Annotated in this window: 9 protein-coding genes; 4 read left to right on the forward strand and 5 right to left on the reverse strand. The window is 70.7% G+C overall.

Features of this window, described 5'->3' with window-relative positions:
• Positions 1–180 precede the first annotated feature (180 nt).
• The 4 genes from QZ258_RS01820 to QZ258_RS01835 form a co-directional block, all read right to left on the reverse strand.
• Complete coding sequence (locus QZ258_RS01820) at positions 181–3,117, reverse strand: SMC family ATPase (protein WP_294178475.1); 2,937 nt, start codon at positions 3,115–3,117, stop codon at positions 181–183.
• Positions 3,114–4,334, reverse strand: a complete 1,221-nt coding sequence (locus QZ258_RS01825) for an exonuclease SbcCD subunit D (RefSeq protein WP_294178477.1) — start codon at positions 4,332–4,334, stop codon at positions 3,114–3,116. The genes QZ258_RS01820 and QZ258_RS01825 overlap by 4 nt, the downstream gene beginning before the upstream one ends.
• A gap of 65 nt (positions 4,335–4,399) precedes the next feature.
• The gene (locus tag QZ258_RS01830; RefSeq protein ID WP_294178479.1) at positions 4,400–4,711 is read right to left on the reverse strand and encodes a helix-turn-helix domain-containing protein; all 312 of its coding nucleotides are present in this window, start codon (positions 4,709–4,711) and stop codon (positions 4,400–4,402) included.
• A gap of 44 nt (positions 4,712–4,755) precedes the next feature.
• Positions 4,756–5,169, reverse strand: coding sequence for a hypothetical protein (locus QZ258_RS01835; protein ID WP_294178481.1), 414 nt, complete (start codon positions 5,167–5,169; stop codon positions 4,756–4,758).
• Between the two features lie 107 nt (positions 5,170–5,276).
• Between QZ258_RS01835 and QZ258_RS01840 the strand changes: the two genes are divergently transcribed.
• The 4 genes from QZ258_RS01840 to QZ258_RS01855 all read left to right on the forward strand — a co-directional run bounded on the left by QZ258_RS01840 (position 5,277) and on the right by QZ258_RS01855 (position 12,803).
• Entirely contained in the window at positions 5,277–8,828 is a 3,552-nt protein-coding gene (locus QZ258_RS01840) for a bifunctional RecB family nuclease/DEAD/DEAH box helicase (protein WP_294178483.1), read from the forward strand.
• A gap of 165 nt (positions 8,829–8,993) precedes the next feature.
• Complete coding sequence (locus QZ258_RS01845) at positions 8,994–9,554, forward strand: hypothetical protein (RefSeq protein WP_294178485.1); 561 nt, start codon at positions 8,994–8,996, stop codon at positions 9,552–9,554.
• A 601-nt stretch (positions 9,555–10,155) separates the two neighbouring features.
• Positions 10,156–11,727 carry an HNH endonuclease signature motif containing protein gene (locus tag QZ258_RS01850; RefSeq protein WP_294178487.1) on the forward strand — a complete coding sequence of 524 codons (1,572 nt, stop codon included), beginning with the start codon at positions 10,156–10,158 and terminating at the stop codon, positions 11,725–11,727.
• A gap of 284 nt (positions 11,728–12,011) precedes the next feature.
• On the forward strand, positions 12,012–12,803 hold the full coding sequence (locus QZ258_RS01855; protein WP_294178489.1) for a DarT ssDNA thymidine ADP-ribosyltransferase family protein: 792 nt from the start codon (positions 12,012–12,014) through the stop codon (positions 12,801–12,803).
• Between the two features lie 76 nt (positions 12,804–12,879).
• Here QZ258_RS01855 and QZ258_RS01860 read toward each other — a convergent pair whose 3' ends face one another.
• Complete coding sequence (locus QZ258_RS01860; RefSeq protein WP_294178490.1) at positions 12,880–13,254, reverse strand: hypothetical protein; 375 nt, start codon at positions 13,252–13,254, stop codon at positions 12,880–12,882.
• Positions 13,255–13,290 lie beyond the last annotated feature (36 nt).

Here is a 13,290-nt window from a genome sequence, read left to right on the forward strand (position 1 = left end):
CTGCGAAATGGAAGTCTCGCGTCGGTTGGCCTGGCTCTTCCTGCCTGACGTGTGGCGCAGTTTCCGCTGGCGAGTAGCAACCGTCGCAGGCCTCGACGCATTCGCGGCTCGGTAGCCACCAAAATGCTGGCTACCGAATTGAGACGCAAGAGCAAAGCCCGTGCGGCTGCGCTCGACTCACTACAGCCCGTCCACCGCAATCCGCGACGGACCGCCCGGCTCGGCGACGACGCGCAGTTGCGCGGCGATCTGCTCCTGCATGGAGGTGACGTGGCTGATCACGCCGACCGTGCGGCCGCCCTGCTTGAGGGAGTCGAGGGTCGACATCGCGATCTCGAGGTACTCGGTTGACAGGCTGCCGAAGCCCTCATCCACGAACAGCGTGTTCAGCTCGATGCCGCCCGCGCGGCTCGTCACCGCCTCCGCCAGACCCAGCGCCAGCGCCAGCGACGCCAAGAACTGCTGACCGCCCGACAGCTGGTTCGCCGGGCGCGCCGTGCCCGTGAACTCGTCGAACACCTCGATCTCCAAGCCAGCAGACGTCCCCGCGCGGCGCACCCCGCGCTCCGTGTGACGCAACTCGAACCGCCCCTGCGACAGCGTCTGCAGCCGGATGTTCGCCGCCGCCAGCACATCCTCCAGCTCGGCGGCGATGTAGTAGCTCTCCAGCGACATGCTCTTCGTGTTGGGCGTGCGACCGTGCACCGTCTCGGTGAGGCGGTGCTGCAGCTCGAACTCCTCCGCCAGCTCCGCCGTCGACGCCAACAGCTCGGCGAGCTCCGTGCGCCGCGACCGCAACTGCGTGCGGCGGCCCTCAGCGTTCGCCTTCGCCGCCGTCGCCGCCCGAGACGCGCGCTGCGCCTCCACGTGGCCGGCGCTGGCCTCGTCCACCGAGACGATCTCCTCGGGCAGATCCTGCAGATCGGCCTGCTTCAGGATGCCCTGGTTCTCACTCACCGATGTCGCGTGCTCGTCGATCCGCTTCGTCAACTCGCCGACCTGAGCTTCACTGCGGAGTGCGGCCTCGGCCTCCTCGGTCGACTCGAACTTCTCGTCGCTCAGCTTGGTCGCGAGTTTCGAGTCGGACGCCGTGCGCTGCGTCGTCGCCTGCGCGAGGGTCGCGAGCGCCTCGGCCAGCGCCTTCGCCGCGTCGCGCTCGGCGGCGCGGGAGGCCTGCCGCGCCGCCACGCTCGCGAACTCGCCGCGCAGGGCGGCCAGTTTCTTGGCGAGAGAGTCGTGTTCCGCCTGCAGGGCCGTGAGCTCGCTTGAGGCAGCCTTCGACGAGGCCTCGAGTCGCTCGCGCTCGGCGAGGAGCCCGGCGCCGTTCCCCGCGTCCGCCCCCGCGCCACCGGTGAGCTCGGCGTCGATCGCGTCGATGCGCGCCGCCGCCGCCGTGGCGCCCGCGAGCGCCGCCTCGGCCGCCTCCGCGGCCGCCGTGAGCGCGTCGAGATCGCCGTCACCGGCCGAGGCCGAGAGCCCCGCCGCCCGCACCTTCAGCTCGTCGACGCGGTCCCTCGCGGCCTTCGCGGGTGACTCGAGCGTGTCCACCGCGGCCTGCGCGGCGTCGACGTCGTCCTGAGTGACGCGCTCACCCGCGAACGCCGCGGGGGAGGGGTGCTCGGTCGAGCCGCAGACCGCACACGGCTCGCCGTCTTCGAGGGTTTCGGCGAGCACCGCGGCCTGGCCGCTCAAGAACCGGGCGAGCACGGCATCCGCCTCGGCGCGCGCCGCAGTGACGCGCTGGTCGGCGGCCAGCTGCAACTCCTGAGCCCGGCGCAGCTCCTCGGCGACGGTCGCCGCCTCGGTCGCGGCCGCCAGTCGCGCCTTCGCACGCGTGACGTCCTCGCCGGCCGAGGCGGCCTGGGCGGCGGTCGGCACGAGGGTGCCGCGCTCCTCCTGCAGCGCCGCGATCGACTCCGTCGCGGCGGTGAGCTTCGTCGCGAGAGTCTCACAGGCGGTCGTCTTCGCCGTGATCTCCGTCGCGAGAGACTGCGTGCGCTGTTCGTCCTGCAGCGCGCCGGCCAGTTCGCCGATCTCCTCGGTGAGCCGGGTGACCTCGTCGCCGAGCGCCTCATCGTCGGCGTCGCCGGTGTACATGCCGCGCGCCGCCTCGACGGCCGAGGTCGCCTGCTCCCACGCCTCCCGCTTCTCGGCGGCGTCGTCGAGCACCGAGCGCACGCGGTCGGCGCGCGCGGCGCGCTCCAGCTCGGCACGGGCCGCGTCGATCTCGGGGCGACCTTCCTCCAGCGTCGCGAGCTCCTGCCGCGCCGCCTCCGCACGGGCCTGCTTGCGGGCCACCTCGAGCCGGGCCAGCGCGGCCTTCTCCTCGACGTCGGCGGCCTCGACCGCGCGGGTGGCGGCGAGCACCGTCGCCTCCGCATCCTCGATCACCGCGTCGAGCCAGGTGAGTTCCTGCCCGGGTTCCGGGGCGCCGAGAACTTCCGGCGCATCCACCGTATCGACGAGCATGACCTGCTTCGCCCGCGCGCCCTCCAGCCGTTTGCGCAGTTCGTTTCGGCGGTCGGCGAGCTTCTGCTGGTAGGCGGCGAAGCGTCCGGTGCCGAAGAGCTTGCTCAGCAGTTCGAGCCGCTGCTCACTGGTGGCGAGCAGGAACTCCTGGAACCGCCCCTGCGCGAGCATGATCACCTGCAGAAACTCGTCCTTGTTGAGCTTCAACAGGCTCTCGACCAGTGCCGCCGCCTCGCGCTCCTTCGTCGCCTTGCCGACCCAGGTCTCGCCCTCGAGCACCTCCACGAGCACGCGCGCCTTCTCCAGCGTCGTGCCCTCGCCGCGGGCCTTCGGCCGGTCGTATTCCGGCGACCGCGTCACGCGGTATTCCAGCCCGTTGGTCTCGAACTCGACGACCACCTCCGTCGGATCGTTGACGCCGCAGAAGTCGCTGCGCACCGCGTTGGCGGCACCCGTGGCGCTGACGTTGTCCCACCGCGGAGTCTTGTTGTAGAGCGCGTAGGCGATCGCATCCAGGATGCTCGTCTTGCCGACCCCGGTCTCGCCCGCGATCAGGAACAACCCGTCGGCGTCGAACACGCGGAAGTCGACGTGCTGGCGGTCCTTGAACGGGCCGAAACCCTCGATGGTGACGGTGCGGATCCTCATCCGAGTTGCACCTCCGCGTCGCGTTCGGCGATGACCGCATCCAGAATTCTCTGCTCCGTCGCCGTCGGCCCGTCGCCGCTGCGCACATCGACCAGGAACGACTCGATCACCTCCGGGTCGGACTTGCCCTTGACGCGCTCGGCGTAGCTCGCCGTCGACGCCGCGGTGCGCTCGGTCGGCTCGTGCACCACCTCGGCGCAGTGCTCGAAGCGCGCGCGCAGGCGCTGCAGCGGCTCGAGCTGCTTGTTCTTGTCGGTGTAGACGGCGCGCACATAGTGCTCGGTGAACGGCGCCCACTCCTCGGCGGTGAGCAGCTCGTCGAAAGTGCCGCGGATCTCCTTCAGCGCGCGCGGGACCGGCAGGTCGACCCACTCGATCGTCTCGACGCCGCGCGCCCCCAGCTCGACCAACCAGCCGCCGCGCGGTTTGCCCGCCTCCTTGAACGAATAGTGCAGCGCGGCCCCGGAATAGCGGATGCCCTCTGCCAGCTTCGCGCGACCGTGGATGTGGCCGAGGGCGACATAGTCGACCCCGTCGAACGCGTTCACCGGCACCGCGTCGACGCCGCCCGCCACCAGCGGGGCCTTCGTGATGGCGCGCTCCGAATCCGAGGATTCGGTCTCGGCGCCCGCCACGAAGGTGTGGGCGATGGCGACGGTGCGGCGGGTGGGGGAGTTGCTGGTGCTGGGGTCGGCGTCGGTGTTTGTGGTCGCGCGTTCCGCGATCGAGGCGCGCACCCGATCCATGGCGGCGGTGACCACGTCGCGCTGCGTGCGCGCGTCGCTCGGTGCCCAGGGGAGGTGGCGCACCAGCTCCGGCTGCAGGTAGGGCAGGCCGTAGACGTCGACGGTGCCGTGCTCGTCGGTGAGTTCGATCGGCGTGCCCACCGTCGTCGCATCGGTGACGAGATGCAAGCCGGCGGCCGCGGTGAACGGGCCCGCGAATCCGAGCCGCACGGCCGAATCGTGGTTGCCGCTCGTCACGATCACCTTCGCGCCGGTCTGGGTGATCGCCACCAGCGCCTCCTGCAGCACCGCCACGGCGTCGGCCGACGGGTTCGTCAGGTCGTACACGTCGCCCGCGACGATCACCACGTCGATCCGGTGCTCGCGCACCAGCGCGGGGATCGCGCCCAGCACGGTGCGGGCCGCCTCCAGGGTCGAGTAGCCGTGGAAGGTGCGGCCCACGTGCCAATCGGAGGTGTGGAGCAGTCGCATGGGGTCTCCGGCTTCGGCAGGGGAATCGGGCGGAAGCCTCAGTTTTTCAGATGCTGGGGACGTTCCTACGCCGGCCGCGGGACCAGTGCGACATTCAGGTCGAGCGCGCCGGCAAGGCGCAGCAGCGTCGACGCGGTCGGATTGCCGAGGCCCCGCTCGATTCGGCTGATCTCGGCCTGCTGGATGCCTGTCATCCGTGACAGTTCCGGCTGGGTGAGCGCACGGCTTTTGCGCGCGGCCTCCAGCTGGGCGCCCAGCCGGCTGCTCTCATCGAGCTCGGCCGCGAAGGTTGCTGACGCGGCTTCATAGACACGACGGGCGTCGTCGGACCAACCCTCGCGCGCACTCTCCACCAGCTCGCCGAACTTCTTGGCCATCGTTGCCACCTCCGATCTCAGTATGTGTTTTAGCACATACCATGTCAACGGTCGTCTCGTCGCTTCCAGGCATCGTGAAGTTTTCGCGCCTTCGCGATTTCACGCCGTTGGCGTTGCGCAGAGGGGTCGCGGCCCTTGTCGTAGCCGTGGAATAAGAGCACGATCCGGTCGCCGTGAAACGTGCAGAACACGCGGAGCAGCGTTGGGCGGTCGGCGGCGACATCGGTGGACTTCTCGAGGCCGGCACTCGTGAGGATCGTGTTGAGCGAGCGTCGAATACGGAACTCATAGAGCCCGCCGCCCAGCGCCTTTCCCCACTCGCCGGAGCACACATCCATCCCGTGGACGGCGAGAACGTTCTCAATCGCGGCGGCAAGGACGGCCTGGGCGTGATCCGGCAGACGGCGATAGAAGCGCTCGAAGGACGCTCCCTCGTACTCAACAGTCCACCGGGTCACGGTGCGAGTGTCATCGAACGGGCACGCTGGACGTTCGGACTGTCCACGGGTGGCGACCATCGCCGGCCGCCCCGGTCAACGTCGCACCCTGCCGCTAACCTGCGGGTGTGTTCATCCTGCGCGACGCCGACGGCTCCGCCCTCGTCACCAGCCCCAGCGACCTCAAGCTGCTCTCCGACTGCGAGTACGCCTTCGCGCGCACGCTCGACCTCAAACTGGGGCGGCTCGACAAGGTCCCCGTCGACGACGACCCGATGCTGAAACGCGCCGGGCGGCTCGGCGACCGGCACGAGGCCGACGTGCTCGACGGCTACCGGGCCGAGCACGCGGATGCGGTGGACGGGCGCCCCGGCGTCGTCGAGATCGCACGCCCCACCCCGCTGACCGCAGAATCGTTGCGGGCCGCCGCCGCATCCACCGTCGAGGCGCTGCGAAGCGGCGCGGCCGTCGTATTCCAGGCCACCTTCTTCGACGAGACCGACCCGACCGCACCGACGATCGGCTACGCCGACTTCCTCGTGCGGCAGCCCGACGGGCGCTACCGCGTGCAAGACACCAAAGTCGCGCGCTCCGTGAAAGTCAGCGCGCTGCTGCAGCTCGCCGCCTACCACGACCACCTGGTGCGGCTCGGCATCCCGGTCGACGACACCGTCGAACTGCTGCTCGGCGACGGCTCCACCAGCGAACACGCCATCTGCGACATCGCCCCCGTCTACCGGTTACAGCGCGAACGCCTGCGCGAGGTCGTGACGGAGCGGCTTGCCGCCACCGGGCCCACCGAGTGGGGCGACCCCGAGCTCACCATCGACGGTCACTGCGTGCACTGCGCCGACCAGCTCGAAGCGCACGATGACCTGTTGCAGGTGGCGGGCATCCGCCTGGCGCAGCGCCAGAAACTCCTCGACGCGGGCATCACCACCATGGGCGCGCTTGCCGCCACCCCGACGCGGCCCGAGGGCTGCACCGTGCCCGAGCGCAGCTACCAGGCGTTGCACGAGCAGGCGCGACTGCAAACCGAGGGGCCGGATGCGGCGGGCCTTCCCCGCGTCACCCTCCACACGCCCGGTGCGATCGCCGAACTGCCGGCGCCCGATGCCGGCGACCTGTACTTCGACTTCGAAGGCGACCCGCTCTGGCGCGCCGAACGCGACGGCCGCGTGCTGTGGGGGCTCGACTACCTGTTCGGCATGACCGACAACGACGACACCTTCACCGCCTTCTGGGCGCACGACCTCCCGGCCGAAGCGGATGCCCTGCGCGCCTTCCTTGACCTCGTTGCGGCGAGGCGGGCGGCGCATCCGGGCATGCACATCTACCACTACGCCGCCTACGAGAAGACGCACCTGCTGTCGATCGCCGCGCGGCACGGGGTCGGCGAGCACGAAGTCGACGAACTGCTACGTGACGGGGTGCTCGTCGACCTGTACCCGCTGGTGCGGAAGACCCTGCGGGCGGGGGTTCCCTCGTACTCGATCAAAAAGCTCGAGCCGCTGTACATGGGGTCGGACCTGCGTCGCGAGGACGGCGTCACGAACGCCGCCGACTCGGTGGAGGAGTACCAACGCTCGCGCGAGTTGGCGCTCGCCGGCGACGAGTCGACTGCGCAGAAAATGCTCGACGACATCGCCGACTACAACACGTACGACTGCGTCTCGACGCGGCGGCTGCGCGACTGGCTGATCGCGCGCGCGGGGGAGCACGGGGTCTTTCCGGGCGTCCCGTCTGACGCCTCGTCGCTCGCGGAGGGCGGTGAGCGCGCCCCTTTTGAGGAGAGCCCGCTCGCCCTCGGGCTCGAGGCTCGCGCGGCAGAGGCGGAGGCGGCGGGCGACCCCGCCTCGGGGCGCGGCTACCGGCTGGCCGCCGCCGCGATCGACTACCACCGCCGCGAACAGAAGAGCTTCTGGTGGGAGCACTTCGCGCGCCTTACCGACCCGGTCGATGAGTGGTCGGAGCAGCGCGGGGTGTTCCTGGTTGAGCGGGTCGAGGTCGAACGCGACTGGTTTGTCGAGGGTCGCCAACGCAACCTCCGGCGGCACTTGCGGCTGCACGGGGAGTGGGCGCCGGGGAGCGGGGTTCCGCGGGTCGGCGGTGATGCGTTCGCGCTGTACGAGGCGCCCGGGCCATTCGTCAAGAACGGTCGGGCCGCGGGGTCGCGGCTCGACGTGGGGGTGAAGGTCCTTGACGGGGGCGACGACGGCGACGAGCTGAGCGTGCTCATCGAGGAGGTGTGCCCGACCGGCGGATCCGAGTGGAACGAGGTGCCGCTCGCCCTCGCGCCCGGGCCGCCGCCGAAGGCCGGCAGCATCGAGGTCGCGATCGGAGAGTTCGGAACCGCCCTGCTCGCGGGTGCGGGGGAGTGGCCGCGGTCTGCCGCATCCGATGTGCTGTTGGCGGCGACGCCGCACACCGACGGCCCGCTCGCGGTCGCCGAGGGCGCCGACGACGTGGTGCGCGCGACCATCGACTCGCTGCTGCGGCTCGACCGCAGCTATCTCGCCGTGCAAGGCCCGCCCGGCACCGGCAAGACATACCTGGCGGCGCATGTGATTCGGGCCCTCGTCGCCGAGCACGGTTGGCGGGTCGGCGTGGTGGCGCAGTCGCACCGCGTCGTCGAGAACGTACTCGACGGCATCGTCGAGGCCGGGCTGGATGCGGACCTCGTCGCCAAGACGCCGTCGGGTGACAACGGCCCGGGTTTCTACTCCGAGAGCCCCTTCAGTGAGTTGCCCTACAACGGGCATGCGGCATTCCACGCGCGGCATGCGGCCTCGGGCTACGTGCTCGGCGGCACCGCCTGGGACTTCACCAACCTCAGACGCGTCGCGCGCGGGCAGCTCGACCTGCTCGTCATCGACGAGGCGGGGCAGTTCTCGCTCGCCAACACGATCGGGGTCGCCCAGGCGGCGTCGCGGCTGCTGCTCGTCGGGGATCCGCAACAGCTGCCGCAGGTCAGCCAGGGCATCCACCCGGCGCCCGTCGACGGCTCGGCGCTCGAGCACGTAGGCGGCGGGCACGATGTCCTGCCGGACGCGCTCGGATACTTCCTCGCCGAAACCCGGCGGATGCATCCCGACCTCACCGCCGTCGTCTCGCACCTGAGCTACGAGGATGCGTTGCGGTCGCATCCGAGTGTGCTGGGGCGGGAGCTTTCGGGCGTCGCGCCTGGGCTGCACGCGGTGCCGGTCGAGCATGCCGGGGAATCGACCGAGTCGCTCGCCGAAGCGGAGCGGGTGCGCGAGATTGTCGCGTCGGTGCTCGGGCGGGAGTGGACGTCCGGGCAGAACTCGCGTGCTGCTGCTCGGAAGCTGTCGGCCAACGACGTGATCGTGGTGACGCCGTACAACGCCCAGTTGGAGTGCATCCGCGAGGTGCTCGATGCGGCCGGCTTTGACCGCGTGCGCGTCGGCACGGTCGACAAGTTTCAGGGGCAGGAGGCGGTGATCGCGATCGTGTCGCTCGCCGCTTCGAGCGCCGAGGATGTGCCGCGCGGGCTGTCGTTCCTGCTGTCACGGAACCGATTGAATGTGGCGATCTCGCGCGCGCAATGGGCGGCATACCTGGTGTACTCGCCGGGGCTGTTGCGGTCCCTGCCAACCACGCCCGAGGGTGTGGCCGAGCTGAGCCGGTTCGCCGAGCTGGTGGCGGCACGCCCGCGCTGAGCGCGGGCTGCGCAGGGGTGGTTGGGCTGCGCGGGTGGTGCCGCGGTACGTCGTCGCGTGAGGGAGGACGGCGATCGACTCCTCCCCAGGCTCTCGACCGCGTCCATATCCACGATCAACGGTCGGTGGTGAGTGCTCGGCCGCCGCGCGGTGCACAGTCGTGACATGCCTACGCAACCCGACGCCCCGGAACCCGACCTGCGCGACCACCCGGTCGCGAACGATGGCGACGCGCTGCGGCTAGTGACGACCCTCGTCGAGCGCCCGATTCGCCGGCAACTCTGGTTCTTCTGCCTCGACGAGACGGGCCGTCCGAGTAAGTCGATCCTGAAGATCGACATCCCGCCGGGCCCCGCGCTGCCGCATGACGCCATCGTGATCGTCGAGTTGCTGAGCGGCGCCATCGGAGGCGGCGCGCGCGGCATGGTCGTCGCGATCGAGGCCGGGCGAGCGCTCGTGTCGCGGCGACGACAGGGGCTGTTGCGACGCATCCGACAGTCGCGGCGCGATTCCGCGCTCGCTGACGACGTCAGTTGGCTCGCGCTCGTGACCGCGACGGCCCGGCGTCTGCGCGTGTGCACCGCAACACCGTGTCCGGGACCCGAACTGTGCGACGCCGACCGACTCGACCTTCGCGCGACCCTCCTGGTGACCGCCGACGGGATTCGTTGCGCCACCCCCGACGACCTGTGCACAACCCTTGACGCATTCGAACATATGTTCTAAAATTGACTTGTTCGTGCCGAACTCATCTCCTTGAGGAATTCGGATGCCCGGCACACTTCTCGACCACCCTCCGGTGGGCGGCGCGCGCGCATCGATCGCGGCCGATCCGGTTGTGCCGGGTCCGGGTTTGACGCGTCCGGTTGAGTCGGAGTCGGTTGTGCCTGGTCCGGTCGCGCCGGGCGAGATTGCGCTGGGCCGGGTTGCGCCTGTTCAGGTTGTGCCGGGCGAGGCTGCGCCGGGCGAGGCTGCGCCTGATCGGGTTGCGCCGGGCCAGGCTGCGCTGGGCGAGGTTGCGCCGGGCCCCGCGGTCTCGGGCCGCGTTGTCTCGGGCCCTGCTGTCTCCGGCACCGCTCTCCCCGGCCTGACGGTCTCCGCGACTGCTGTGTCAGGCCCCGCCACCTCCGGCGCCGCTGTCTCCGGCCCGACGGTCTCCGCCACTGTCTCAGGCTCTGCCACCTCCGGCGCCGCTCTCCCGCGTGAGGCTGACTCGGGTGAGGCTGCCCCGGGTCCTGCGGCACCTGGCCCGGGCTCATCGAATTCAGCGGCGCCGCGCGACGAACCGGCGATCGACACGCTCAGCGACGAGCAATTGCTCGCCGGCTTGGCGCGATGTGCCGAGGAGCGCCGCCGCATCGATGCCCGCGCGGCGCTCATCTCAGCCGAGATCGCGAGGCGCTCGCGCCGCGAGCTCGGGCACTCCGGTCTCGCGCAGCGCGCGGGCGCCCGCACCGGCGAAGAACTGATTCAACGGGTCTCGGGCCAGTCCGGCCGCGACGCGCGCACACTTGTGCAGGTCGGCACGCTTCTGGCGGCACCGTCCCCCGACGAGCCCGCACGACCGTGGCTTCGAGCAGTGGCCGAGGCCGTGCGTGGGGGAGACCTCGGCGTCGACGCGGCGCACGCCATTCGAAGTGGGCTCGGTGACCCGTCCCCGACCGTGGCGCCCGAAGCACTGGGCCGAGCGGCCGAGCGCCTTGTTGCGCGAGCCCGCGAGATCGGTGCCGACCGGCTCGCCGAGTTTGCGCGTCACGAACGTGACGCGATCGATGAGGCGGGTGTCGCTCAACGCGAGGCGGCGCGGTTCGAGCGTCGCTACCTCAAGCTCTCGCCGGCCGACGACGGCATGACTCGCCTGCACGGCCTCCTCGACCCCGAGTCGGCGGCGCTCGTGAAGGGTGCGTTCGACCGCGTCACGGCCCCGCGTCGGGGCGGGCCGCGGTTCGTCGATCCCACCGAGCAGGCGCGCACGGCCGCGCTCATCGACGATCCGCGGTCCAACGAACAATTCGCGCTCGACGCGTTCGTCGCGATGGTCCGTCTCGCCACCGACGCCGACGACGGATCCCTGTTCGGGCGCTGGCAGCCGGGCGTGCGCGTCCACGTGTCGGAGCGCGACCTCGCCCGCCGGGCGGGCGCTGGCTACCTCGAGGGCGAAACGGCCGCGATCTCCATCGCCACGGTCGAACGCATCACCTGCGAACAGGGCAGCGTGCCGATCGCGTTCGACGACGACGGTCAGGCCGTCAACGTCGGGCGCGAACAGCGACTCTTCACCCGACGTCAGCGCATCGCCCTCGCCGCGCGCGACGGCGGGTGCCGGTATCCGGGCTGCGATCGACCGCCCGCCTGGTGCGAAGCCCACCACGTGGATGCCTGGGCCGCCGACCACGGTCGCACCGACCTTGCCGCCGGAATCCTGCTCTGCCGTTTCCACCACCTCAACGTGCACAACACCGGATCCCGAATCCGGCGCCACGGAGGGGAGTATTGGCTCGAACCTCCCGGCGCTTCGCCGCACGAGTCGCCGCACGGCTCACCGCACGAGTCGCCGCACGACTCGTTGCACGACTCGCGCCACGACTCGCCACACGGCTCCCCGCACGGCTCGCCGCAGGGCCGACCACATGACTGCGTGTCGTCACCATCGTCGGCGCCGTCCCCGGCTGCTTCGCTGGCCCCATCGCAGGGTGTGTCACCCGGCCCGACGCGTGCTCCGAGGAGTGGCGGACTGCCGTCGCGAGGCGCCGTCCCGATGCCGAGCCGTAGCCCGATCTCGATGGCGAGCCGCAGCCCTGACCCGATGCCGAGCCGCAGCCCGATCCCGATGCCGATGCCGATGCCGACCCGTAGCCCCGACCCGATGTCGAATCGCAACCCGGTCCGTCGCACCTGAGCAGACGTCGTGTCAGAGAACTCCGTCGGGGCAACCACCGATCTTCGCATGCCGAGAGTCACGTCGGATCGCGACCGTGCTCCGGGACGGGCGCCGACCTCGGAGAGTGCGAGAAAACGTCCCCCGACGCTCGCACTTGGCACACGCGGGAGTCGCGTACGGTGGAAGCCGCACCCCGCGCTTCACCCCGAAAGGCCCGCACCCTCATGCCCGAATGCATCCATGGTTTCGACGAGGGCCTCTGTGACAGCTGCTTCCCGCGGAAGGCGCCCGAGCCCAAGGTTGTGCCCACCCGAACGCCTCGCGCCACCCGCATTTCGGGTGTCTCGAATCTTCGCTCGGCCCCTGCATCGGCGAGCCGCGCCGGCTCGGCCCGTTCATCCGCAGGCGGTGCGTCGTCGGGCGGTCCGGCCGCGTACAACCTCGCGACGCAACGCGTCTTCCACTTCACGCACATCCGCAACCTGGCAAGCATCCTTGCCGACGGCGCGCTACGAGCGGATGCCACGCCGGCCGTCGACGTCACCTCGCAGCTCGCCCGCGAAGCTCGTGCCGACCTCGAAACCCCGGTCGGCTCGCGCGTCGCCGACCACGTCGCATTCGCGCTCACGGCGGAATCGGAACGCTGGCGTGAACTCCGTGCGATCTTCGCCCCCGAGACCCCCGTGACCCCGCACTGGGCGGCGATCGTTGCGGCGCAGGTCGCGAGCGACTTTGTCGTTCTCGCGGTGCCGGTGGCGAAACTCGGCGCGGAGGTCATCGTCTCCGACGGCGATGCGGCTGCCGGGTCGTCGCGATTTGCCGTCGGAATCGACGCGGGCAACACGCTCCTGCGGCAGCGTCGCAGTTCCGCCTACTTCGCCGACCCCGACGACACGAGCGCCGACATCGGCCTGCGCGACGCTGAACTGCTTGCCGGGGCCAGCGTGCCCGTGAAGTCGATCGCGTTGATCGGTGTCGCGCACGAGCCGGCGCGCGACCGTGTGCGTGAGATCCTCGGCGCATCGTGGCCGGGCGGGATCGGCCCCGCGCCGAAGGTGGCCGTGTACCCGCCGTGGTTCCAGGTCGCCGAGTAGACCGACATCGCGGCCGGACACCAGAGCCCACGGCTCCGAGGTCAGGAGCACTGGCACTCGTGTCCGGACCGCCGACTCACACCCCGGTCCAGCGCGGCGTTGCCGGAGGTGCGGGGGTATCGGCCTGCTGCTTGGCCTGTAGCGGGGAACGTTGACTGCCCGCGTCCAGCTCGTAGGTCGCGTCGTCAGTGTGGTCAGTGTCGTCACCGTCCGCGGCCGCACGGTCGTGCCGCGCCGACATGTGGTGTTCGCGAGCGAGGACTTCGCGCTCGCGATAGGCGCCCGTGCACCGGTCGTCGTGCAGCGGCGTCGCGTTCGCCGCAGCAGTGCCGCGGTGGCGTCGTTCCGCACTCGCCTTGCGTGTGGGGGCGCGCATCGCGTCGGGTGTCACGCGGGACTTCGGGTCGGGAGTTGTGTCGGGTGTCTCGCGAGGCTTCGGGTCCGGCGTCATGCGGGAAATCGGGTCGGGCGTCGCGAGAGACGAGCC

It is taken from the genome of uncultured Schumannella sp., from assembly GCF_905479755.1.
Classification (GTDB): Bacteria; Actinomycetota; Actinomycetes; order Actinomycetales; family Microbacteriaceae; genus DCRR01.